Raw genomic sequence first — 24,376 nt, 5'->3', positions numbered from 1 at the left:
ATTTATTTTTTACCCGGTCCGGTCGGTGATGCCCGAAGGCGTTTAAGGGATGGAGAATCCTTTCAGAAGAGCGTTTGAGTTGCAGCGTAGATCGTCCCTGAAATGCCCCTCATGCCCTACAATCTGTCAACAGAATGTGAAAACGTCAATACAGGTGACGGGGATTTACGCTGAGTGTGAGAAACCGCAAACAAAGATTAAAAAAACTATGTATGCCAGTTTTCAGCAGGGAAATTTATGCTACTCGTTATGTTGCAGCACAATTATCTTCATATTTCGCAACAATCAGTGATTAACTTTTATTCAGATCGGGTAAATTTTCTTGCAGAACGGTGATTATCTGAGCACTAAATACCGCGAACGTTAAAACGCACAGCGAAAAATGCTGAGGTTATCCATAAGCAACGCGAAAAAAGATCAATCTATATATAAAAAAATACAATGGATTATGTCACAAAATCGTTAACAGACAGGAAGAAGGCGGGATAAGGGGCGTTTTGGTGAATCAGGATGAGTAAGCTGCTAATGCAAAAAGGGCTAACCTTGCGGTTAGCCCTTCTTTAAATGTGGTCGGCGAGAGAGGATTCGAACCTCCGACCCACTGGTCCCAAACCAGTTGCGCTACCAAGCTGCGCTACTCGCCGAATGCGGAGCGCATCTTACTGCTGAGGTGCGCCCCCGTCAATCCCTTAAATTAAAAAAGCCCTTCAACTGGCGATATTCTCGCCAGACGCGTTACTGCGCGGCTTTCGCCTTGCTATCAGGGAGTTTGCACCAGTTGTTATTTTCGTTGATACCGCCGTCAGGAGAGGTATAACCCAGGCAACCCAAAATGGTGTCGTACAGCTCAACGTGACGACGCGGAACCTTCATGTCTGCCTCTTTTTTCAGGTGGGCAAACATCTTCGCTTTCTCCGGGTCTTCGAGGTACTTGTCCGACATCCACACCATCATGGGCACGCGGAACTGTTCCGGAGGAGCCATATTACGTGGCGTACCATGCAGGTGCTCAAATTCATTAATTGACTCACCGTGATCCGCTGCATAGAACACAATCGCTTTCTTATCGCGTACCTGGTCAATCACCGAATCGATAAAGTGATCCACATACAACACTGAGTTATCGAAAGAGTTAATCAACTGGTCTTTGGTACAGTCTTTATCCACACCAATACATTCCGGCGTCCACCTGGCAAAGCTACGCGGATAACGTTGGGTGTAATTAAAGTGCGATCCTTTGGTATGCAGAATAATCATATGCTTACCATCAGGATTTCCATTAAGAGAGAGCTTCATCTCATCAATCAGCAACATATCATCGACAGACTTGCCACGGTTACGTGGCTCCGCACCGATTTGCTCACGATAGGCAATGTTCTGCGCCATGGTGTTACTGTAGAACCACATCTCGCTTTGCATTGCATACAGGGCGGAAGTAAAGCCGAGTTGGTGAAGCACCGAGAAGACATTTTGCTCTTTCAGTGTTCGCTGCGGGTTATCGCTCGCTCCACCCTCGCGCACAAACATGCAGCGTAAGGAGAGCTTGGTGGCGGTATCACAGGAGTAACCGCGATAGGCAACCAGGTTTTTCTCCTGAGCCAGTTTAGGCGTGGTATCACGGTCATAACCCAGAATGCCCATATGATCCCAGCGTGTCGTTTCACCAATGATAAAGACGACATAGGTATCATCGATATCTTTTGGCGCGTCATAGGTAAATTTCTTTGCCGGGTTCAACAACGATTTGTTATCAGAGGATTCGTCCACCTGTGCCCAGGCATACAGCCCCAGAGCGGAAATCCAGTTTGACGGCAAATAAGAATTTGCAACCACACCACCGTAGCTTGGCATGTCCACGCCAGACGTACGCTCATAATTTTTCTGCTTCACTTCCAGCAGGCGAATCGGCCCCCAGACCATCAACCCAGCGAGCAGCACAATCGCGACACTTCTGAAACGTTTCCCCGGCGTGCGAATCTGGTGTACCAGCGTGTACCGGCAGCGGTTGCTCCAGATGAGCAGCAGAGGCAAGGTACTGACTGCCACCAGCCAGAGAATAAAGTGCAGACCAACGACCTCTTTAGAGAGATCTATATCCGTCGTCATCACCGAAGCAATAATGCCGTAGCCAATGACAACGTTCATAAAAGTCATGTAATAACTGGCACCAGCGGAGCACAGCACAATAAACGTTGCCAGTACTCGCCATACGCGGCGGCCAAACAGGGTGAGAACCCGGAATAAAAAGAAGGTGACCAGTACAGCAGCGACCAATTCGACAACCGCTGCAACTCCTTTCCAGACGGTAAAATCGTGCGCGTATCCGTCAAACCGACGGAAAAAAACTGCGCCATTCATAAACAGGCCGATGTACAACGCCAGCAAAAAGCAGAGCTTTTGTTGCGCCATCGATTTAATGTATTTCATGCAAGCTACCCGGAAAAAGGGACGGTACCACCGCCCACTCGGTATTAAAAGTAGGCAGATTAGATATACGCTCAGGGGATCGTTAATCAGAAACGTCTACAAGCGTGGTAAGTAGACCACAGGGATGGGAAAAAGTGGCAACAGAGAATGTGATCGGTGCAGTTATTTACAAAAAAGCAAATCCTGAAACCGACGTTTTCATCTAAGCCTCAGTTTTTAAGATAATAAAAAGGCCGGATAACCGGCCTTTTTTTGTTGTCGTCAGGCATGCGCTTCGTTAAAGACTTCACGCTGCGGCTGGCGAATGGTGGTCGACAAGGCCAGCGAGATTATCAGCAAAGCAAATATCACGCAGAAGGTCACATAGAACCCACCGAACAGCGAGGCGATTAACGAGCCGCAGATACTGCCGATGCCAAAGCCCAGATAGATAACGCCGTAGTTTTTCGCCAGATTGTTCAGGCCGAAGAACTCACTGACCAGCGACGGGAAGACGGTAATCGTGCCGCCGAAATTAAAGGCCACACAGGCAATTGCGGCGAAGAACGTGGCTTCGTTCAGTGGGGCAAACAACAGCGCCGCCATCCCCACCAGCGAAACAACCTGCCCGATGGTAATCACGCGGATACGGGCAATTTTGTCAGACAGAATCCCGAGCACCAGACGGCCAGAGAGGTTGGCAATGGAGATGACGGTGACCGCATTCGCCGCTGTTGCCGCATCCAGTTTCACCATTCCCTGAGCAATATCTTTCGCCACCCCAATCACATACAGACCGCTCATGCAGGCTGTCAGGAACATGACCGCCAGCATCCAGTACTGTGGTTGACGCATAGACTGCGCGAGGGTGAAATCATTCTCCACCACACCGTTAACGGTTTTCACTGCCTGCTGCGGCGCATCTTTCATCAGCGTGGCGCCGAACAGGATCATGACCAGAACGATAGCGCCCCAGATCATGAACGTTTTTTCGAGCCCCACGGAAGCAAGCAGGTGGGAATCGATAAATTTAAAACCGAGGCTCCCCAGGCCATAGGACCCGATGGCAAACGCAGAGATTAAACCTTTACGTTCCGGGAACCACTTCACACAGTTTGACAGGGTCAGCAGATAACCTGCACCGTCGGCAAGTCCCACCAGCACCCCGGCGCTCAGCCACAGCATCATCAGGTTGCTGGAATGCGCCGTCAGGAAAAAGCCCACGCCCAACAAGATACCGGATGCCATCGTCACCCGCTTCACGCCGAATCGCTCCTGCAATTTTCCCGCGACGGAAGATGAAAGCGCCAGCCCGAGGCTCAGCAAGCCGAAGGAGAACGCCACCTGGCTGACCGGTGCACCAAGCTTATCGGAAAGCGCACTGTTAAACAGGCTCCAGGTATAGACCGATCCCAGCGCAAACTGGGTCACGATGGTGCCAAAAAGCGTTAGCCAGCGCGTACGGTTGTAAGTTGATGTGTTCATGGCAGTTGTCCTGCAAGAGAAAGTAAGGGAATTCGCTGAGGACAACGATAAACAAAACCTTAATATGCCTGGGGTAAAACGGCATGAAATGCAGGAGGAATGGAATGAAATGCCATAAATCGGGAATGAATGACCTTGCCGGGGAATGAAGCGACAGCGTGTTAGTGACTGCTATCGCTACAACCCCCACGGCTATTGTATTCAGGATGTTATCGGCACGTTTAAAAAAGTAACAACCTTAAAAATTAGCGCTCACGCCCAGGGTGTACATAAACTCCTCACCCGTGGTGGTGTATTCCCCTTGTGCCAGCGACGCATAGGCCGCCATATGCGTGTTAAACGGAATATCCGTTCCGACGGTTACATCCATCCAGTTGCCGCTTTGTGTCGGTGCAGGTGTCTGTGGCATCCCAAACTGGGATTTCCACTGGTTTTCACCAAACTGCTGGTTATAGCTTATCTGCGCCCACGGGCGAAGCTCGCCATACTGTGTATCCACGCGCCAGCCGAGCGTGCTGACGCTGGCATGCCAGAGTGGGTCGGTAAGCCCCTGCGTCGTCGCGCTGTCACCAAATTCGTTGATCATCATCGGTGCCGTACCGTCATAACGCCATGCCATCACCGGACCGGTCGTGATACGCCCTGACACCGGAATATTCCAGCCCACGCTCATGGCCCCTGCCGGCGTGGAACCCGACGGTAAACTCAGCGCAAGTCCGGGGGCATTTTGTGAGGACTGAATCCGCTCGGCGAGAATATCCTCATAACGCGGTTGGTGATCCGCATCCCATGTATAGCGTTCCGCCGTATTACTTTGGGCGTCTGAAACGATATATTCCTGTTGCCAGGCAAATGCTGTATTACAAAAAAACAGACAGGCTGAAATCCCCGCCAGGCCAGAAACAGCATGGCGACCACTGATTTTTTTTATCATCATCAAAGCGACTCCAGAGAGAGCCGAATTCGGCGATATTTGTCATTGTTTAGGAAGAGTTTTGCGGGCATATGGCCCTGTATTAACTATTGTCTTTATAGTAGACACGTCAAGCCTGACAGAATGAAAATTTTGCGATAACCGTTTCATTAAGGGAGATAACCGATGCAGCGTTGCGGTTGGGTAAGCCAGGATCAGCTTTATATCGACTATCACGATCGGGAATGGGGCGTACCGGAGACAGAAGGGAAAAAGCTTTTTGAGATGATCTGCCTGGAAGGTCAACAGGCGGGCTTGTCATGGATTACGGTGCTTAAGAAACGGGAAAACTATCGTAATGCCTTCCATCAGTTCGATCCGGTCGCCGTCGCTGCCATGACCGAGGACGATGTGGAACGGCTGGTTCAGGATGCAGGCATCATCCGCCATCGCGGTAAGATCCAGGCCATCATTGGTAACGCGCGCGCTTATCTGGCGATGGAGCAAAACGGAGAACCGTTCTCAGAATTTGTCTGGACGTTTGTGAACAATACGCCGCAAATTACCCAGGCCGCCACGCTCGCGGAGATCCCGGCTTCCACCCCGGCGTCGGATGCGCTCTCTAAAGCGCTGAAAAAACGCGGCTTTAAATTTGTCGGCTCCACCATCTGTTACGCCTTTATGCAGGCCTGTGGCCTGGTCAACGACCACGTTACCGGCTGCGTCTGTCATCCAGGGAGGCACCATGATCCGCAAATGGGAAAGTGATAATGCCGGGCCACTCCTGAGTCTGTGGCTTGAAAGCACCACGGAGGCGCACCCGTTTATCAGCGCGAGCTACTGGAAAGAGAACGAAGGTATGGTGCGGGATGTTTACCTGCCCGCCGCCGAAACCTGGGTATGGGAAGAGGATGGAATGCCGCGCGGCTTTATCAGCGTCATGCAGTCCCAGTTTGTAGGCGCGCTGTTTGTCTCAACTGACTTTATTGGTCGGGGGATTGGGCGTGCGCTGCTGAACCATGTTCAACAGCGCTTCCCGTATTTAAGCCTGGAGGTCTACCAGAAAAATGTCCGGGCGGTGAATTTCTATCATGCACAGGGTTTTCGCATTGAAGACAGCGCCTGGCAGGATGACACTCAGCACCCAACGTGGATCATGAGCTGGCAGGCGGATCAAACGCCGTGAGCGTAAGCTCGGGTCCCTGATATTTCTCGACCCAGGCCAGCGCCGTGTTCCCCGCGCAGCCATTCCCCAGCTTCGAGCTGGGGAGATCTTTGGTCAGAACGTTTACTGCACCGTTTTTACAAATACCGCCTTCGCTCGGCTCCAGGTCTGGCCATGCCCCCTGGTGAATGCAGATAACGCCAGGTTTAATCCCGTCGCTCACCACCGCCCCTGCCAGCACCTGGCCACGCTGATTCCAGACGCGAACCACGTCACCGTCAACGATCCCACGCGCGCGCGCATCTGCGCTGTTCAGGGTCACGGGCTCTCGCCCGGCAACCGCATACCGCTCGCGCAGTGATGAATAGTTAAGCTGGCTGTGCAGGCGATGGGCAGGATGGGCCGATAACACCTGCAGCTGTTCCGGCTGGGCATTACCGTGCCACTCGTCCGGCTCAAGCCACGTTGGATGCGCCGGACAGTCGGCATACTTAAATTGGGCGATACGCTCGCTGTAGATCACAATCTTCCCGCTCTCGGTTTTCAGCGGATGGTTCTCCGGGTCGCGGCGGAAATCGGCGAAGCGAACAAACTGCGCATTCTGTTCGCTCTCCGGCATCTCAATAATCTGGTTCGCTTCCCAGAACTGTGCAAATGGCGGCAGCGTCACGCCCTGCGGGGCCCCGCGCTGGCCTGCAATCTGGTAGAACGTCTCCAGCCACTGCAAATCCGTTTTGCCCTCGGTAAAACGCTCGCGCCCCCCCGTTTCCCACAACTCGCTCAGCTCAGCAAACACCTCAAAATCATCACGCGCCTCATCACGCGGCGCTACGACGCGCTTCATCGGTACCATATGCTGATTGCTGTAGTCACCGGTCATGGTGAGGTCGTTACGCTCAAACGAGGTGGTCGCCGGCAGCACAATATCGGCATGTTTGGCTGAGGCGGTCCAGAAGCATTCTGAGATAACCACCAGTTCTGGCTTCTGCCAGGCGCGGATCAGGCGATTCGTGTCCTGGTGATGAGTAAAGTTCGCGCCGCCGGCCCACCAGACAAACCGGATATCCGGGAAGTGGCGATCCAGACCGTTATGCTGATAAAACCCGCCCGGGTTTTCCAGGGCTTCAACAATGCGCGCCACCGGGATTTTATCCACGGCATCCACACCGCCCTGAACCGAGCCCTGCAGAGAAGCCAGCACTGCCGCTTTGCGGGTTGGGTTGCCGCCATTGGCGAAGTGATAAGAGAGACCAAACCCACCGCCCGGCGTACCGATTTGCCCGAGCATGGCGGCCAGCGTCACGAGCATCCAGTGTTTCTGCTCACCGAACTGCTGGCGCTGCATCCCCCACCCAGACATTAACATCGTGGTGTTTTGGTGGAATAACGCTGCCAGTTCACGCAGTTTGGCCGCAGGAACCCCACAAATCTCTGCCGCCCACTCTGCCGTTTTGGCCATACCGTCTGTATTGCCCGTCAGATAGTCGGCGAAGTTGTCAAAACCGGTGGTACAGCGTGCGAGGAACCCGGTATCGTGCCAGCCGTTCTCCACCAGCGTATGGGCAATGCCCAGCATCATCGCCACGTCGGTGCCCATATGCGGGGCAATCCACTCGGCGCTGTCGCCGAAGAAGTCCATGGTTTCAGAGCGCATCGGGTCAATGCAGATAATGCGCTTGCCGCTTTTACGCAGCGCATCGAAATACGGGATCCCCTGCTCGTCACTGGCATTCCACGCGATTTTCAGGGTATTGAGCGGGTTGGCGCTCCACAGCACCACCACATCGGTGTGCTCCAGCACCAGCGGCCAGCTGGTCTGCTGCTGATACACTTCGTTACCGCCCACCACGTAGGGCATGATCGCCTGCGCTGCGCCGGTGGAGTAATCCCCAAGATGGCCGGTATACCCCCCGGCCAGACTCATATAGCGCTGCAGTAACGTCGAAGCCTTATGCAGCACGCCGTTTGAACGCCAGCCGTAAGATCCGGCAAAAATGGACGACGGGCCATACGTGTCGCGAATACGTTTGTGCTGCGCATGGATCAGCGCCAGCGCGTCATCCCAGCTCACCCGGACAAACTCATCCTGACCACGAATCCCCTGCGGCTTGTCTGGCGACGTCAGAAATCCTTTACGCACCATCGGCCAGCGCACGCGCGTTTTGCTGTGCACCTGATCGCGAACGACGGTCTGTAAAGAGTTGGGATGTTGCGTTGGCAATGCCCCGCGAGACGACAGAACATTTTCGCCATCGGTTTCGACCAGCATCGGCCCCCAGTGGGCGGCGGTCAGAATCGTTTTTGTTGAGGTGCTCAAGCGTGCGCTCCTGGTTGCGTGCAGGTTTTACGGCCTTCTTAGTGAGGCAGTTTATGGTTTGTCACAAATTTCAGAGTTATACCCGGAATTTTCTCCGTATCTGGACGTCATAATCAACTGCCACGCGCGTCGTGGCAAAGAATAAAAAGGATTAAGGAAATAAGATGAAAAAACGCGTATTCGTTATTGCCGCTCTGGTGAGCGGTGCACTGGCTGTTTCTGGCTGCACAACAAACCCTTACACCGGTGAAAGCGAAGCTGGTAAATCCGGTATCGGCGCGGGTCTCGGCTCGCTGGTAGGGGCCGGTGTGGGCGCACTCTCGTCCTCCAAGAAAGACCGCGGCAAAGGCGCGTTAATTGGCGCAGCGGCAGGTGCAGCCTTGGGCGGCGGCGTGGGTTATTACATGGATGTGCAGGAAGCAAAACTGCGCGACAAAATGAAAGGCACCGGCGTGAGCGTGACGCGCAGCGGCGATAACATCATCCTGAATATGCCAAACAACGTCACCTTCGACAGCAGCAGCGCAACGCTGAAACCTGCAGGGGCGAATACCCTGACCGGCGTGGCAATGGTGCTGAAAGAGTACAACAAGACTGCGGTGAATGTGATCGGTTATACCGACAGCACCGGCAGCCAGGATCTGAATATGCGCCTGTCTCAGCAGCGTGCCGATTCTGTGGCCAGCTCGCTGATCTCGCAGGGCGTTGCAGCAAACCGCATCCGCACCAGCGGCATGGGCCCTGCAAACCCTATCGCCAGCAACAGCACGGCGGAAGGCAAAGCGCAGAACCGTCGCGTTGAGATTACCTTAAGCCCAATTCAGTAAGGGCTGCCCCCCTCTTCCAGGGGGAGAGGGGGATAGGGTGTCATGCCGCCACGTCGGCATGAACCGCTTGCCATCGCTAATTTTCCCGCTAAGGTGTTCTCACTCACTTCAGGGAATTCAGCGATGAGCAAACCAACACGGGCCACAATCAGCGACGTGGCGAAAGCCGCAAACACCGGTAAAACCAGCATTTCACGCTACCTCAACGGCGAGAAACACCTGCTGTCCGATGCGCTGCTCGCTCGTATTGAACAGGCCATTGCCGATCTCGACTACCGCCCGAGCCTTATGGCGCGCGGGCTCAAACGGGGTCGTACCCGTCTTATCGGGCTTATCATCGCCGATATCACCAATCCCTACTCCGTTAACGTATTGAGCGGAATTGAAGCCGCCTGTCGCGAAAAGGGCTTTACGCCGCTGGTCTGTAATACCAACAACGAAGTCGATCAGGAGCTGCATTACCTGGATCTGCTGCGCAGCTATCAGGTCGAAGGAATTGTGGTGAATGCCGTGGGCATGCGTGAAGAGGGCTTAAACCGCCTGCAGCAATCCTCCCTGCCGATGGTTCTCATCGACCGCAAAATCCCGGAATTCGCCTGTGATGTCGTCGGGCTGGATAACACTCAGGCGGCGACAACCGCCACTGAGCATCTGATTGAACAGGGCTTTGAAGCCATCCTGTTTCTGAGCGAACCTCTGGGCATGGTCAACACCCGTCGTGAGCGACTGAGCGCGTTTCGTGCCACGCTGGAGCGTTACCCCGGCGTGATTGCCGAGAATGCCGAAACGCCACTTCATGAAGCCGATCAGCTCGACAATACCCTGCGGCAGTTCCACACCCGCCATCGCGGAATGCGTAAAGCCGTTATCTCTGCCAACGGGGCGCTGACCCTGCAGGTCGCCCGCTCGCTTAAGCGCATTGGGCTGCACTGGGGAAGCGATATCGGTCTGCTGGGGTTCGACGAACTTGAGTGGGCAGAACTGGCTGGCGTCGGGATCACCACCCTCAAACAACCCACCTGGCAGATCGGCTATGCCGCTGTTGAACAAGTGGTTCGTCGTATTGAAGGCACCAGCGATGCCGTTCGCGAACAGGTATTTTCCGGCGAGTTGATTGTTCGCGGCTCCACCGCCCGTTAATTTTCCCTTGTGATACCGATCATAAATTCAACATCCTGACCTTTTCTTTGGAACCGGTTCCATCTAGCGTAATAGTATTGATGTATTGCGATGGAGTCCGACGATGGGCAGAAAAATCATGGTGGTCACCGCCGCGTATGGCGCGGAACAGGTGCGACAGGCAGGTGGTCAACGGGCAATGCTGCCCGTCATTGCGGGCGCGGGTGCCGACGGCGTCGAGATCCGCCGCGAGCTGTTCAACAGCGAAGAGCTGCTGGCGCTGCCCGCGCTGGGTGAATCCATTGAGCTGCTGGGCCTGCTGGCATGCTACTCCGCCCCTGCGGCCCTGTTTATGCCCGATGGCACCCTCAACCCTGACCTGCCCCGTTATCTCAGCGAAGCCAATACCCTGAATGCGCTGTGGCTCAAGGTCTCGCTGGGTCATTTCAGCGACACCCAGCCGCTTCACGCCCTGCGTGCCCTGCTCGATGAAAGCGGTATGGCCCTGGTGGTGGAAAACGACCAGACCGACTGCGGCCAGCTTGCGCCGATGCAGCGCTTCAAAGCCGCCTGCCGGGACATGGCGCTGCCCGTCACGCTGACGTTCGACATGGGCAACTGGCTGTGGGTGGGCGACTCCCCGGAAGAAGCCGCGCACCATCTGGCCTCCGCAGTGAGCTATATCCACGTTAAAGCCGCCGTGCCGCATAAAGAAAATTTCCGCGCCGTGGCGCCGGATCGGGCCGATGCGCGCTGGCTGGATCTGCTTTGTCAGCTGCCCGCCGATGCCCCGCGTGGTATCGAGTTCCCGCTGGAAGGGGCGGATTTAACCGCCGTCACCCGTCATTACGTAAACCTGCTGCGTGAGGAGTAAACCATGCACAAGACGCTGGATGTGATCACTATCGGCGAAGCCATGGCGATGTTTGTCGCCACCGAAACGGGCGACCTGAGTACGGTGGAGCACTTTATCAAACGCGTGGCGGGGGCTGAGCTGAACGTCGCGACCGGCCTGGCGCGCCTGGGTCTGAACGTCGGCTGGGTCAGCCGCGTGGGTGATGACAGCTTTGGCCATTTCGTTCTCGATTCGCTGAAAAAAGAGGGCATTGATGCTTCCGGCGTCACCCTCGATGGACGCTTCCCGACCGGTTTCCAGCTTAAATCGAAAGTCGAAAATGGAACCGATCCCATTGTGGAGTATTTCCGTAAAGGGTCTGCGGCGAGCCACCTCTCAGTCGAGGATTACCACGCCCACTATTTCGCCTCTGCACGCCATCTGCATCTGAGCGGCGTGGCGGCTGCGCTTTCTGCCAGCTCGTATGCATTACTGGATCATGCCGCAACCACCATGAAGGCTCAGGGGAAAACGATCTCATTCGATCCTAACCTGCGCCCGGTGCTGTGGAAAAGCGAAGCGGAAATGATCGAGAAGCTGAACCGTCTGGCGTTTCAGGCTGACTGGGTTCTGCCGGGCGTGAAAGAAGGCATGATCCTGACCGGTAAAAACACCCCTGAAGGGATTGCCGATTTTTACCTTAACAAAGGGGTAAAAGCGGTGGTGCTGAAAACCGGCGCCGATGGCGCCTGGTTTAAAACGGCTAACGGCGAGCAAGGCGCAGTCGCGGCCGTGAAGGTCGATAACGTGGTTGATACCGTCGGCGCTGGCGATGGTTTTGCCGTGGGGGTCATTAGTGCCCTGCTGGAAGGCAAACCGCTGCAGCAGGCCGTCGCCCGGGGCAATAAAATTGGCTCGCTGGCAATCCAGGTGCAGGGCGACAGTGAAGGATTACCGACCCGCGCGCAGCTGAACGAATAAATTCCGTTTCCCTCCCCCTCTCCTCAGGTAGGTCAGGGGGAAACAAAACAAACCACCGTGTACCCTACATACAACGGCGGTACAAACCTCAACAACAGAGGCAAGCCTATGAACAGTTCGACCAATGCAGTAAAACGCTGGTGGTACATCATGCCAATCGTGTTTATCACGTACAGCCTGGCGTACCTTGATCGTGCCAACTTCAGTTTCGCGTCCGCGGCAGGGATCACCGAAGACCTGGGGATCACCAAAGGTATCTCTTCGTTGCTGGGTGCCCTTTTCTTCCTGGGCTACTTCTTCTTCCAGATCCCCGGCGCTATCTATGCGGAGCGTCGCAGCGTCCGCAAATTGATTTTCGTTTGCCTGATCCTTTGGGGTGCCTGCGCCTCACTGACCGGCGTGGTGAATAATATTCCTGCTCTGGCAGCCATTCGCTTTATTCTTGGGGTCGTTGAGGCAGCGGTAATGCCCGCGATGCTGATTTATATCAGCAACTGGTTTACCAAATCCGAACGCTCACGAGCCAATACTTTCCTGATCCTCGGTAACCCGGTCACCGTGCTGTGGATGTCGGTGGTTTCTGGCTACCTGATCCAGTCCTTCGGCTGGCGTGAAATGTTCATTATCGAAGGGGTGCCGGCGGTTATCTGGGCATTCTGCTGGTGGATGCTGGTAAAAGATAAACCTGCGCAGGCGAAATGGCTCTCCGAAGATGAAAAAGCCGCTCTGCAGGCGCAGCTGGATAAAGAACAGCAAGGCCTGAAAGCGGTGCGTAACTACGGTGAAGCATTCCGCTCGCGTAACGTGATTCTGCTCTGCGCCCAGTATTTCACCTGGAGCATTGGCGTGTACGGTTTCGTACTGTGGCTGCCATCGATTCTTCGCAATGCCGGTGAAAACCTTGGCATGGTGGAAGTGGGCTGGCTGTCATCCGTGCCTTACCTCGCAGCCACAATCGCCATGATCATTGCGTCATGGGCATCGGACAAAATGCAGAACCGTAAGCTGTTTGTCTGGCCGCTGCTGCTGATCGCTGCCTTTGCCTTCATTGGTTCCTGGGCCGTCGGCGCGAACCATTTCTGGGTCTCTTACACCCTGCTGGTGATTGCGGGTGCGGCAATGTACGCCCCTTATGGACCGTTCTTTGCGATCATCCCGGAGATGCTGCCGCGTAACGTCGCAGGCGGCGCGATGGCACTGATTAACAGTATGGGAGCGCTGGGCTCGTTCTGCGGCTCCTGGTTTGTGGGTTACCTGAACGGAGCAACCGGCAGCCCGTCCGCATCGTACATATTTATGGGGGTAGCGCTTTTCGCCTCCGTGTGGCTTACTCTGATTGTTAAGCCTGCTAATAATCAACAATTACCTGTCGGCGCACGCCACGCCTGAATCCTTAAAAATCAACGGAGATTAGCATGAAGCCGTCCGTCATTTTGTATAAAGCACTGCCGGAAGATCTGCAGAAACGCCTTGAGGAACACTTCACCGTTACCCAGGTGAAGAACCTCAGCCCGGAAACCGTGGCGCAGCACGCCGATGCGTTCGCCAGCGCCGAAGGTTTGCTGGGTTCAAGCGAAAAAGTGGATGTCGCCCTGCTGGAGAAAATGCCGAAACTTCGTGCTACCTCTACCGTTTCCGTGGGCTATGACAACTTCGACGTGGATGCCCTTAACGCCCGCAAGATCCTGTTGATGCATACGCCACATGCGCTGACGGAGACCGTGGCCGACACGCTGATGGCGCTGGTCCTCAGCACGGCGCGCCGTGTGGTCGAAGTGGCCGATCGCGTCAAAGCTGGCGAATGGACAAAAAGCATTGGTCCGGACTGGTTTGGGGTGGATGTTCATGGCAAAACGCTGGGCATCGTTGGCATGGGCCGTATTGGCCTGGCTCTGGCGCAGCGCGCACATTTTGGTTTTAACATGCCGATTCTGTATAACGCGCGTCGTCATCACAGTGAAGCCGAAGAACGTTTTAACGCCCGCTACTGCGAGCTGGATACGCTGCTGCAGGAAGCCGATTTTGTCTGTCTGATCCTGCCGCTGACGGACGAAACCCGTCATCTTATCGGTAAAGAGGCGTTTGAAAAAATGAAGAAAACGGCCATTTTCATCAACGCGGGTCGTGGCCCGGTGGTGGATGAGAAGGCGTTGATTGAGGCTCTGCAACAGGGTGAGATCCACGCTGCCGGTCTTGACGTGTTTGAACAGGAACCGCTGCCGGTGGACTCCCCGTTGCTTTCATTGCCCAACGTGGTGGCCCTGCCCCACATCGGCTCAGCAACCCATGAAACACGCTACAATATGGCTGCAACCGCGGTAGACAACCTGATCGCTGCCCTTAGCGGAAAGGTGGAAATCAATTGCGTTAACCCGCAGGTTCAGCGATAGAAATGAAAAAACCCGCCAGAAGGCGGGTTTTTAAAATTTGTGCTACTGGGTTGGAAGCTTACAGGCTTACAACGTTACCAGCTGCTGGGCCTTTAGCGCCGCTTTCGATGGTGAAGGAAACTTTCTGACCTTCATCCAGAGATTTGTAGCCTTCGTTCTGGATAGCAGAGAAGTGTACGAACACGTCTTTAGAGCCATCGTCAGGAGTGATGAAGCCGAAACCTTTATCAGCGTTGAACCATTTTACCAGACCAGTCATTTTAGCAGACATAGAATTACCTTAATTAACAAATATATTGTGCCTTCCGGCTTGATGGATTGTGTTACAGATTTTTAAGCGATGAAGGAAGGGTCACTACGAAGGGTATCTATGGATAACAATCTGGACTGCTTTACTAAACTGCTTTAGGTCTGTGTAACAAACCGACCTGTATAGTTATACCGATGTGGTAGAAGAATAACAAGCGTTATTTTCGCCCGGAATAAAAAACCCCGCCTGAGGCGGGGTTTTCCGATTTATTCTGTGGCAGCGACCGCTGCACTCCACGCCTGACTAAAGGCCTGGTGCTGGGAGGCCAGTGGCCCAATCAGCGCATTATACTGGCTTGCCTGCTGCGAGGTCGGGAACTGAATACCGTTGGCCACAAAGCTCACCTGAGTGCCCTGCTGGGAGATGAAGTCCCCCACCTGAACCAGCTGCTGCGTGAAAATTTGCGCGGCCGGGATCAGCGGTTGCATCGCTTCAGAAGGTTTCGACACCACTTTCTCATACACTTTGTCGAAGACCGGTTTGAGATCGTCGCCCTGCTTCAGCGCGGAACGTGACGCGTCCGCCTGCATTTTCGCATTCTGCAGCTGTTGGCTCAGCACGCCGAGCGCACCGTTGGACTGGCGCAGCGGTTCACGTTGCGTCATGTAATCCTGCGGGACGCGAATAGCGTTCACGCTATCCACAACCGGACGGATACCGGAATCCATCGCCTGGCTCACCTGCTGTGAATAACCATAAAGAATGGCGTAATCAGACACGAAGGGGCCAAACTGTTTTTTCTGATCCGCAGTCAGCGTCGGCAACCGTTCACCGCTGCGCATCACCGTATTCTGTAGAAAATCGATAAACGCTTTGCGCTGATCGCCTTCTTTATCAAAACACCCACTCAGGCTAACAACCATCAACAACGCCGCAATAGGCGCAAACCAGCGAGAGCAGGACTTTCCTGTCGCCATTTCATTACTCCTTTCACCCAAAAAAGCGCACACCGGCACATGCGTGCCCGACGCTGACAAGGATAGTCCAGGTCAGCCCTGCAAGATACTCTTTTCATGCAAAACGGCTATTGCCGTTTTATTTCTTACTATTTACAAAAAAATACCTGGCGAAGCCGACATAAGCGTAATCAGGTAATTAGTCTCACCCTGGCAACGGCTGAAACGCATAAAGCGATCGTTACCGCACGATTAATCACATCCGTGACGATCCGTCGTTTGTATTAGGGACTATTCTTAACAGGCTCTCTGATGTTCTTGATCCCGGTATGTGATTTAAGAGGAGTCCTCAATGGAATATAAAGATCCTGAGCTTGAGCTGCTGAGCAGCCTGGAACAGATTATTTTTAAAGATGTACCGCAGACGTTAACCCTGCAACAAAGATCCAATCCCTTTAAAGAATATGAGCAATTGCGCAAAGGGACTGGATTAAAAACTGAAGAATTCGCCAGAGCGATGGGTGTCAGCGTGGCTATGGTGCAGGAGTGGGAGTCAAAACGCGAAAAACCCACTCCAACCGAGCTAAAGCTGATGCGCCTGATTCAGGCCAACCCTGCACTCAGCAAGCATATAGCATGATGCAGTAAAGTGAGTTACCGCCCCCGCCTTTGCGGGGGCTTGTGTTTTAAAGGGGGGCACACCGCCAACCCGCCTCTTCCCAGACCAGTTCATGCGTCAATGCTAACCCCCGCAAAAAAGCCTCATCGTGAGAAACCACCAGCAATGCCCCGGGGAAACCGGCCAGTGCGGCTTCAATCGCCTCGACCGAGGCCAGATCCAGATGGTTGGTCGGTTCATCCAGCAGTAAAAGCTGCGTAGCGTCTTCGCGCCACAAAACACAGGCCAGTGCAGCCTTGAGACGTTCCCCGCCGCTCAGCTCAGCCAGCGGAAGCGCCACTTTGTCGGCGCCCAGCTGAAGCTGCGCTAAACGGGTTCGCAGCACACCCTCTTCCAGAGGTGTATGACTCAGATTGAGATGCGCCATCACCGACTGCGAAAGATCGAGCTGCGACAGATGTTGATCGAGATAAGCGCAGTTTACCGATACCTTACACGTTCCTGAGAGCGGAGCCACTTCGCCGAGAATGGCTTTTAAAAGCGTCGATTTACCGCAGCCGTTTGGTCCTTTTAGCGCCACGCGCATCGGTCCGTCCATCCGCCAGTTGGTCGGCGGGAGAGTGACGTGTGGCAGCACCAGCCCCTCCATCACCAACACCTGTTTCCCCTCAGCAATCTGGCTTCCAGGCAACGTGAACATCACCGGATTCTCCTCTTCAACTCGCTCCCGGGCCTTGTTCACCGCGGCATTCAGCGCTTCATGTTGATCGCCATGCTGTTTTTTCCAGGCGCCAATGCGCTCTTTGGCGGCCATTTTGTATTTGACCCGCTCGAACGAGGCGATATTAAGGTTATCGACCGTACGTAACGTCTTCGCCGAACGCCGCTGGCTTTCGTCATGCTCTTTTTGCATCCGCGCGCGGGTGCGTTTGCGTTCTGTTGCCGCATGTTCCAGTGCCGCACGGGCTGCCTGCTGTTCGGCGTCCCGCTGATGCGTATAGTCGTCGTAACTGCCACCGTAGTGGCGAAGACCCGAGGCGCTCAGTTCAAGAATACGCGGTACCTTCGCCAGCAGTTCACGGTCGTGGGAGGCCACCAGCACGCCCCCCTGATAACGGGCGAGCTGGTCGTAGAACCACTCACGTCCCTGCCGGTCGAGATGGTTGGTGGGTTCGTCCAGCAGCAAATAATCCGCATCAGACGTAAACGCGCCACAGAGCAACGCGCGAATGCGCTCGCCGCCGCTGAGTTCCATGGCTGATTTATCCGGGTCAAATGGTGGAAGTTTTGCGTGGAAAAACGCCTCGCTCAGACGTTCTGCTACATCCCAGTGTCCGTCGAGTAGCGCCAAATCATCTGGCTGGTAGTCACCGCTGTCGATGCGCTTACGCGCAGCAAAAATCGCCTCATACCCCAGCAGCTCAGCAAGCGTGGTTCGCGGGGAGATATCGGGCTGTTGTGCCACATAAGCGTGCGTTGCAAAACGTTCGATATGACCGCTGGCAGGTTCATCACACCCTGCCAGCAAACGTAGCAGACGTGTTTTACCGCTGCCGTTGCGGCCAACCAGCGCGCACAGTGACGGCGCCAGAGAAAGATTCAGCGGACCAAAAAGGGTATCGCCCGTCGCAAACTGACAGGTCACCTGATGCAAAATAAAAGAAGGGGATTGCGCAAAATGAGCCATAAGCACTCCTGAATGAAATCAAAACATCCCCTGCCGACGCGGTCGCGTTTAGCAAGGATCGAAATTCATCAGTCGTGTTTGTTCATTTTCGGGATGCGCTCCTGAGGGAGAAATATAACGAGAAACAGGATAACGGTAATTTGCTGACCATTTCAAGGTGAATTTTTAGGCGATTGCACTGCGCTTAGCTGGTCCACAAAAAAACGAGACATAAAAAAACCCGCCGAAGCGGGTTTTTCTCATCTGCTGGCCCGTCACCGGGCACATGCACGTTACTGCAGCAGCGAAATATCCGCCACGCGCAGGAACAGCTCACGCAGTTTTTCGAGCATAGAGAGACGGTTGATACGCAGCTCTTTATCTTCCACGTTCACCATCACTTTCTCGAAGAAGGCATCGATGACATCACGCAGTTCCGCCAGCTCCACCAGGGCTTCCTGGTAGCGGCCTTCGGCGAAATACGGCTCCAGCTTGTCACGCAGTACCACAACCTGCATCGCCAGGGCGATCTCTTCTGGCTCTTTCAGAGTCGCAGCGTTCACACGCTCGTTCAGCGTTTCGTCGGATTTCGCCAGAATGTTAGAGACACGCTTGTTAGCCGCGGCCAGTGCAGATGCCGCTTCCAGCGTACGGAAGTGGGAAACCGCCTTCATACGCGCATCGAAATCTGCCGGACGGGTTGGACGACGTGCCAGTACCGCCTGAATGGTATCGACGGTGTAACCTTCGTCCTGATACCACGCACGGAAGCGACCAAGCATAAAGTCGATCACATCATCGACCACGTTGGCGTTGGTCAGCTTATCACCGTACAGACGTACCGCTTCTTCAGTCAGGGTCTGCAGATCCAGGTTCAGGTTCTTTTCAACGATGATACGCAGCACGCCCAGGGCAGCACGACGCAGCGCAAACGGGTCTTTGTCGCCTTTTGGATGCTGACCGATGCCAAAGATACCTGCAAGGGTGTCCATCTTATCGGCAATCGCGACCGCACAGGCCACCGGATTAGACGGCAGCGCGTCACCCGCGAAGCGCGGCTGATACTGCTCGTTCAGGGCCACGGCCACATCTTCCGCTTCACCGTCGTGACGCGCGTAGTGCATCCCCATCACACCCTGGGTGTCGGTAAATTCGAACACCATATTGGTCATCAGGTCACACTTGGACAGTAAACCCGCGCGCGTTGCGTGGTTCACATCCGCACCGATTTCACGTGCGATCCAGCCAGACAGCTCCGCAATACGGTCAGTCTTGTCGCGCAGCGTACCCAGCTGTTGCTGGAACAGCACGGTCTGCAGACGTGGCAGGTGATCTTCAAGACGCTTTTTACGGTCGGTGTTGAAGAAGAACTCGGCATCCGCCAGACGTGGACGCACCACTTTCTCGTTACCGGAGATAATCTGGATCGGATCTTTTGATTCAATGTTCGCCACGAAGATGAAGTTTGGCAGCAGCTTGCCGTCGTTGGCGTAAACCGGGAAGTACTTCTGGTCACCCTTCATGGTGTACACCAGCGCTTCAGCCGGCACGGCCAGGAATTTCTCTTCGAACTTCGCGGTCAGTACCACTGGCCATTCAACCAGAGAGGTTACTTCTTCCAGCAGGCTGTCGCTCAGATCCGCTTTACCGCCAATCTTACGCGCCGCGTCTTCCGCATCCGCCTTGATTTTGGCTTTACGCTGTTCGTAGTCAGCAATAACTTTACCGCGCTCCAGCAGGATCTGCGGATACTGGTCAGCATTGTCGATGGTGAACTCAGGCTCGCCCATGAAGCGGTGCCCACGGATCACGCGATCGGACGCCACACCCAGGATGGTGGCCGGAATAACGGTATCGCCCAGCAGCAGCGTCACGGTGTGCACAGGACGCACGAAGTGCACGTCGCTTGCGCCCCAGCGCATCAGTTTTGGAATCGGCAGCCTGGCCAGCGACGTGGCAATCATGTCAGGCAGCAGCGCTTGCGCACTTTCACCTTTCACATGTGCACGGTACAGCAGCCACTCGCCTTTATCGGTGGTCAGACGCTCAGCCTGATCGACGGTGATACCACAACCACGCGCCCAGCCTTCAGCCGCTTTGCTTGGCTTGCCTTCAGCATCAAACGCCTGAGCAATCGCCGGGCCACGTTTTTCAACTTCACGATCCGGCTGAGACGCCGCCAGGTTCGCCACTTTCAGCGCCAGACGACGCGGAGCAGCAAACCATTCAATTTTACCGTGTGCCAGGCCAGCGTTATCCAGCTCAGCAGTCACGTTCGCAGCAAAAGATTCAGCCAGGCTGCGCAGGGCTTTTGGTGGCAGCTCTTCGGTGCCAATTTCCACCAGGAAAGTTTTCTCAGACATGGCCGCCTCTTATTTGTTTCGGTTGCACATCGGGAAGCCAAGGGCTTCACGGGACGCATAGTACGCTTCTGCAACGGCTTTGGTCAGGGTACGAATACGCAGAATGTAGCGCTGACGTTCAGTCACGGAGATGGCTTTGCGGGCGTCCAGCAGGTTGAAGCTGTGGGCGGCCTTCAGAATACGCTCGTAAGCAGGCAGCGGCAGCGGAGACTCCAGCGCCAGCAACTGCTGCGCTTCTTTCTCGTACTGCTCGAAGCAGGTGAACAGGAAGTCCACATCCGCGTATTCGAAGTTATAAGTGGATTGCTCCACTTCGTTCTGATGGAACACGTCGCCGTAGGTGGTTTTACCCAGCGGGCCGTCGCTCCAGACCAGGTCGTAAACGCTGTCTACGCCCTGAATATACATGGCCAGACGTTCCAGACCGTAGGTGATTTCGCCGGTAATCGGTTTACATTCCAGACCGCCAACCTGCTGGAAGTAAGTGAACTGCGTCACTTCCATACCGTTCAGCCACACTTCCCAACCCAGACCCCAGGCACCCAGCGTTGGGTTCTCCCAGTTATCTTCCACGAAACGGATATCGTGAATGGTTGGATCCATACCCAGCTCTTTCAGTGACCCGAGGTACAGTTCCTGAATGTTGTCTGGCGATGGCTTAATCACCACCTGGAACTGATAGTAATGCTGCAGACGGTTCGGGTTTTCGCCGTAACGGCCATCGGTCGGACGACGTGAAGGTTGCACATAAGCAGTCGCCATTGGCTCCGGCCCCAACGCGCGTAAGCTGGTCATTGGGTGTGAAGTGCCTGCGCCTACTTCCATGTCCAAAGGTTGAACAATGGTACAGCCCTGACGAGCCCAGTAATCCTGTAAGGTCAGGATCAGGCCCTGGAAGGTCTTGGTATCAAACTTTTGCATAGTATGTCGTGCTGGATACGTGTGGTTTTAAATGGAAGGGACCAGTATACCCGCTGCCTGCAAGATATACAGTACGAAACGGGTTTGTTTAGGGAAAATTGGGGAAATAAGCCACCACGCCAGGCAGTTGCCGGCGTCTGGCTGTTGATTATGCGAGCGGCTTAGCGCATGGAGAGATGTAAAAACTGACCGTCTGCGTCAAACGAACAGACAAAGCCCTCTTTACGGGACGTATGGCCTTTCAGCTCATAACTCCCCTGGAATCGCTCAAATCCGGTGACATCAATGTTCTGCGCATCCGAGTTATAGCGGCGCGCAGCCTGATCCTTACAGAACTGCTCCATATTCAGGGAGCGTTCCGGGCTGATTTTTCCCTGCTGTGCTTTTTGCACGGGTGCAGAGGGTGGCGTACTGCATCCTGCCAGGATAAACAGCAGAAAGAGTGACGCCGCACGCTTCATCATCATTTTTATTACCGCCCTGTTCAGTGGCTGTTATTTTTAGTAGCAAAGCTTTTATAGATTATGCCCTGGCATTCTGCGAACCTCGCGGCTTTCAAACAAGGCTGCTCAATAAAACTCAGAATTTTCCAGAGAGAGGCTTCAATACAATCGCAGTCACACTGAATTTACAAGGGATGATGAGGAACTGATGTCGTCAAAAATTAGCTGGATTGATAATCTGCGAGGAATAGCGTGTCTGATGGTGGTCATGATCCACACGACGACCTGGTATGTTACCAATGCGCACAGTATCAGCCCTGTTAACTGGGATATAGCCAATATTCTTAACTCCGCGTCGCGGGTCAGTGTGCCGTTGTTCTTTATGATTTCCGGCTTTCTCTTTTTTGGCGAGCGTAGCGCGCAACCGCGTCATTTTATCCGCATCGCCGCCTGCCTGGGCTTCTACAGCGCCGTGGCCTTGCTCTATATCACCCTGTTCACCTCGATTAACGCCGGGCTATCACTCAAATACCTTCTGCAAAAACCCGTCTTCTACCATCTGTGGTTTTTCTTCGCCATTATCGTTATCTATCTGGTTTCCCCACTGATTCAGGTGAAAACCGTGAGCGGGAAAATGCTGCTGGCGCTGATGGTGGTCATTGGCATCATAGCCAACCCGAATACGGTCTCGCAGAAAATTGATGGTTTTGAATGGTTACCGGTCAATCTCTATATCAACGGCGATACCTTTTACTACGTGCTCTACGGCATGCTGGGGCGAGCTATCGGGATGATGGACACCCAAAAACGCGGCATGAACGGGCTATGTGCAGCGTTGTTTATCATCGGCGTGATCGTGATTTCGCGTGGAACGCTGCATGAACTGCAATGGCGCGGCAATTTTGCCGATACCTGGTACCTGTATTGCGGCCCGATGGTCTTCATCTGTGCCGTATCCCTGCTTACACTCGCCAAAAACACCCTGAACGCACGCCCCCTTCCGGTGCTGAGCGTTATCTCCCGACACTCGCTCGGAATATACGGTTTTCACGCGCTGGTGATCCACGCCCTGAGAACGAGAGGGGTCGAGTTCAAAAGCTGGCCGGTGCTGGATATCCTCTGGATTTTCACCGTCACGCTGATGGCGAGCCTGCTGCTGTCAATGCTGCTGCAGAAGGTCGACACCCGCCGCTTCGTCAGTTAACGCTGCGCTGTCGGGCACGATGATACTGGCGCGGGGAGGAAAACCCCGCGGCCAGTGAGGCCTGTTCCACGCCACGCCCTTGCAACAGCCACTGTTCAGCCACCGCCAGACGCAACTGCTCCAGATAGTCGCGAACGCTTATCCCTAAATGCGTCTGAAAAAGCCGCGTTAAATGGCGCGGGCTGACATGCGCCAGAGCGGCAATCTCGGGTAAAACCCAGGCTTTGTGCGGCTCGGTGGTAAGCGCATCCTGCGCACGATGAATGGCCGGGTGAAGATGATTGCGGTAGCGTAACCATGGCGACAGCTGGGGATCGTCCCCGGAGCGACGAAACCAGACCACCATTTCGCGCGCCACGGCCAGCGCTTTTTCTGCGCCACACAGACGGTTAATCATATGCAGCGCCAGGTCGATGCCCGAGGTGATGCCGGCGCTGGTCCAGATATTCTCATCCTGCACGAAGATCCGGTTTTCTTTGATGATTGCCGTCGGAGCCGCCGTACGCAAACGGCTTATAACGTCATGATGCGTTGTGCACTGCCGGTGGTTCAGCAAGCCCGATTTTGCCGCCAGCAACGCCCCTGAACAGACACACATGACGGTGATATCCTGACGGTGAATTTTTGGCTGCAGGCGCATTAACCAGTGCTGGATCAGCTGCGCCTGGGGCGTTGAAAACTGAAAGCGGGAGTCGCTTACCCCCGGCAGCACCAGCAAACTGCCCTCAGGCAAGCTTTCCGGCAGCGGCTGAATACCGCCCATCATCAGACCAATCGACGTCGGAACCTCTGCCTGCGGACCAATGTAATGCAGGCGAAACGCGTCCCCTGCCAGCACAAAGGTCTCTGCCGGGCCCGTCATGTCTAATGACAGCACCCCGGGCAACATCACAAACCAGACGTCGATGCTCATTACAGTGACTCCAGCGTCTCCGCAACCGTTTTAATGTCGGCAAACCGCCCGGCCAGTACCGTCTCGGTACGATGGCGCAGTTCCTCTGCGCTCAGGGTTATCCCCTTGTGCGTCATTGGAAACGTGAGCGTTGCCTCGCTAACAAAGGTCACAGCATAGCCCAGATCGGATGCCACCCGCGCAGTGGTTTCACAGCATTGTTCCGTGCGAATGCCGCACACGATGAGCTGATTAATGTCTCGCTCACGCAGCCAGCGGTCAAGCCCGGTATCCGTGAACGCATTATGGACGTGTTTCTGGAAGACCACGTCCGGCTGATGACGTAAAAAGGCCATCGGTTTGACATAGCCGCTTTGCAGTGTGAACGGACCGTCTTCATCTACATGGAAAATATCAACGACAGGAATGCCACGCGCCTGGCAGCCCTCAATCAGCCCCAGCATCGCCTGCTGAAAGGCAGGAATTTCGTCCTCCTGCCAGTAATGACGATGATGAAAAGACTGCTGAGTATCGATGTTGATTAATGCAGTACGTGACATGTTGAATCTCCTCGCCAGTGGGTATGACACCATACTGGCAAGGAAATGAAGGCCCGCACAGACC

Annotated in this window: 22 protein-coding genes and 1 tRNA gene; 10 read left to right on the top strand and 13 right to left on the bottom strand. The window is 54.6% G+C overall.

What is annotated here, in order from left to right; genetic code table 11:
- Positions 1-567: 567 nt before the first annotated feature.
- The 4 genes from AC2FAP_RS18350 to AC2FAP_RS18335 all read right to left on the bottom strand — a co-directional run bounded on the left by AC2FAP_RS18350 (position 568) and on the right by AC2FAP_RS18335 (position 4,828).
- Positions 568-644 (bottom strand) — tRNA-Pro (locus AC2FAP_RS18350).
- 91 nt (positions 645-735) lie between these two features.
- Positions 736-2,427, bottom strand: coding sequence for a kdo(2)-lipid A phosphoethanolamine 7''-transferase (gene eptB / locus AC2FAP_RS18345; protein ID WP_032679360.1), 1,692 nt, complete (start codon positions 2,425-2,427; stop codon positions 736-738).
- 261 nt (positions 2,428-2,688) lie between these two features.
- Positions 2,689-3,891: an L-lactate MFS transporter gene (locus tag AC2FAP_RS18340; RefSeq protein WP_252070129.1), complete on the bottom strand. Its 1,203-nt coding sequence runs from the start codon at positions 3,889-3,891 to the stop codon at positions 2,689-2,691.
- A gap of 238 nt (positions 3,892-4,129) precedes the next feature.
- A complete protein-coding gene (locus AC2FAP_RS18335) occupies positions 4,130-4,828 on the bottom strand; it encodes an autotransporter domain-containing protein (RefSeq protein WP_020882635.1) in 699 nt (232 codons plus the stop codon).
- Positions 4,829-4,990: 162 nt separating this feature from the next.
- Here AC2FAP_RS18335 and tag point away from each other — a divergent pair, with 162 nt between their 5' ends.
- Entirely contained in the window at positions 4,991-5,572 is a 582-nt protein-coding gene (gene tag, locus AC2FAP_RS18330) for a DNA-3-methyladenine glycosylase I (protein ID WP_014168140.1), read from the top strand.
- Positions 5,550-5,990, top strand: coding sequence for an N-acetyltransferase (locus tag AC2FAP_RS18325; RefSeq protein WP_044858831.1), 441 nt, complete (start codon positions 5,550-5,552; stop codon positions 5,988-5,990). The genes tag and AC2FAP_RS18325 overlap by 23 nt, the downstream gene beginning before the upstream one ends.
- Here AC2FAP_RS18325 and AC2FAP_RS18320 read toward each other — a convergent pair.
- A complete protein-coding gene (locus tag AC2FAP_RS18320; protein WP_249221919.1) occupies positions 5,959-8,238 on the bottom strand; it encodes a molybdopterin guanine dinucleotide-containing S/N-oxide reductase in 2,280 nt (759 codons plus the stop codon). The genes AC2FAP_RS18325 and AC2FAP_RS18320 overlap by 32 nt on opposite strands.
- A gap of 212 nt (positions 8,239-8,450) precedes the next feature.
- On the opposite strand from AC2FAP_RS18320, the gene AC2FAP_RS18315 reads away from it, so the two are divergent.
- The 6 genes from AC2FAP_RS18315 to ghrB all read left to right on the top strand — a co-directional run bounded on the left by AC2FAP_RS18315 (position 8,451) and on the right by ghrB (position 14,438).
- On the top strand, positions 8,451-9,113 hold the full coding sequence (locus AC2FAP_RS18315) for an OmpA family lipoprotein (RefSeq protein WP_063215004.1): 663 nt from the start codon (positions 8,451-8,453) through the stop codon (positions 9,111-9,113).
- 123 nt (positions 9,114-9,236) lie between these two features.
- Entirely contained in the window at positions 9,237-10,253 is a 1,017-nt protein-coding gene (locus AC2FAP_RS18310) for a LacI family DNA-binding transcriptional regulator (RefSeq protein WP_014168136.1), read from the top strand.
- A gap of 103 nt (positions 10,254-10,356) precedes the next feature.
- Positions 10,357-11,106: a sugar phosphate isomerase/epimerase family protein gene (locus AC2FAP_RS18305; RefSeq protein WP_040018419.1), complete on the top strand. Its 750-nt coding sequence runs from the start codon at positions 10,357-10,359 to the stop codon at positions 11,104-11,106.
- Between the two features lie 3 nt (positions 11,107-11,109).
- On the top strand, positions 11,110-12,048 hold the full coding sequence (locus AC2FAP_RS18300) for a sugar kinase (protein ID WP_025206424.1): 939 nt from the start codon (positions 11,110-11,112) through the stop codon (positions 12,046-12,048).
- Positions 12,049-12,156: 108 nt separating this feature from the next.
- Positions 12,157-13,437, top strand: a complete 1,281-nt coding sequence (locus AC2FAP_RS18295) for an MFS transporter (protein ID WP_020882640.1) — start codon at positions 12,157-12,159, stop codon at positions 13,435-13,437.
- Positions 13,438-13,463: 26 nt separating this feature from the next.
- A complete protein-coding gene (ghrB, locus tag AC2FAP_RS18290; RefSeq protein WP_014168132.1) occupies positions 13,464-14,438 on the top strand; it encodes a glyoxylate/hydroxypyruvate reductase GhrB in 975 nt (324 codons plus the stop codon).
- Positions 14,439-14,496: 58 nt separating this feature from the next.
- On the opposite strand, the gene cspE is transcribed toward ghrB, so the two are convergent.
- Together cspE and AC2FAP_RS18280 are read right to left on the bottom strand one after the other, a co-directional pair.
- Positions 14,497-14,709: a transcription antiterminator/RNA stability regulator CspE gene (cspE, locus tag AC2FAP_RS18285; protein ID WP_014168131.1), complete on the bottom strand. Its 213-nt coding sequence runs from the start codon at positions 14,707-14,709 to the stop codon at positions 14,497-14,499.
- A gap of 245 nt (positions 14,710-14,954) precedes the next feature.
- Positions 14,955-15,665, bottom strand: coding sequence for a DUF3053 domain-containing protein (locus AC2FAP_RS18280; protein WP_020882641.1), 711 nt, complete (start codon positions 15,663-15,665; stop codon positions 14,955-14,957).
- 331 nt (positions 15,666-15,996) lie between these two features.
- Here AC2FAP_RS18280 and AC2FAP_RS18275 point away from each other — a divergent pair, with 331 nt between their 5' ends.
- Positions 15,997-16,284: an HTH-type transcriptional regulator gene (locus tag AC2FAP_RS18275; RefSeq protein WP_014168128.1), complete on the top strand. Its 288-nt coding sequence runs from the start codon at positions 15,997-15,999 to the stop codon at positions 16,282-16,284.
- Between the two features lie 46 nt (positions 16,285-16,330).
- Here the strand turns inward: AC2FAP_RS18275 and AC2FAP_RS18270 are convergent, their stop codons facing one another.
- From AC2FAP_RS18270 to AC2FAP_RS18255, 4 genes are all read right to left on the bottom strand, one after another.
- Positions 16,331-17,950: an ABC-F family ATP-binding cassette domain-containing protein gene (locus tag AC2FAP_RS18270; RefSeq protein WP_449541919.1), complete on the bottom strand. Its 1,620-nt coding sequence runs from the start codon at positions 17,948-17,950 to the stop codon at positions 16,331-16,333.
- A 272-nt stretch (positions 17,951-18,222) separates the two neighbouring features.
- Positions 18,223-20,292, bottom strand: a complete 2,070-nt coding sequence (gene glyS, locus AC2FAP_RS18265) for a glycine--tRNA ligase subunit beta (protein ID WP_014168126.1) — start codon at positions 20,290-20,292, stop codon at positions 18,223-18,225.
- Between the two features lie 9 nt (positions 20,293-20,301).
- Entirely contained in the window at positions 20,302-21,213 is a 912-nt protein-coding gene (gene glyQ / locus AC2FAP_RS18260) for a glycine--tRNA ligase subunit alpha (protein WP_014168125.1), read from the bottom strand.
- A gap of 161 nt (positions 21,214-21,374) precedes the next feature.
- Positions 21,375-21,680: a YsaB family lipoprotein gene (locus AC2FAP_RS18255; protein WP_014168124.1), complete on the bottom strand. Its 306-nt coding sequence runs from the start codon at positions 21,678-21,680 to the stop codon at positions 21,375-21,377.
- Positions 21,681-21,864: 184 nt separating this feature from the next.
- Between AC2FAP_RS18255 and AC2FAP_RS18250 the strand changes: the two genes are divergently transcribed.
- On the top strand, positions 21,865-22,860 hold the full coding sequence (locus AC2FAP_RS18250) for an acyltransferase (protein ID WP_014168123.1): 996 nt from the start codon (positions 21,865-21,867) through the stop codon (positions 22,858-22,860).
- On the opposite strand, the gene AC2FAP_RS18245 is transcribed toward AC2FAP_RS18250, so the two are convergent.
- Both AC2FAP_RS18245 and AC2FAP_RS18240 read right to left on the bottom strand, forming a co-directional pair.
- Positions 22,853-23,773, bottom strand: coding sequence for a GlxA family transcriptional regulator (locus AC2FAP_RS18245; protein ID WP_020882644.1), 921 nt, complete (start codon positions 23,771-23,773; stop codon positions 22,853-22,855). The two genes, AC2FAP_RS18250 and AC2FAP_RS18245, sit on opposite strands and share 8 nt — an antisense overlap.
- Complete coding sequence (locus AC2FAP_RS18240) at positions 23,773-24,312, bottom strand: isochorismatase family protein (RefSeq protein ID WP_020882645.1); 540 nt, start codon at positions 24,310-24,312, stop codon at positions 23,773-23,775. The genes AC2FAP_RS18245 and AC2FAP_RS18240 overlap by 1 nt, the downstream gene beginning before the upstream one ends.
- Positions 24,313-24,376: the final 64 nt, after the last annotated feature.

This window comes from Enterobacter cloacae complex sp. 394I7, assembly GCF_057320345.1.
Note: the sequence above shows the minus strand (reverse complement) of the source record. Positions and strands in the feature narration are given on the sequence as shown.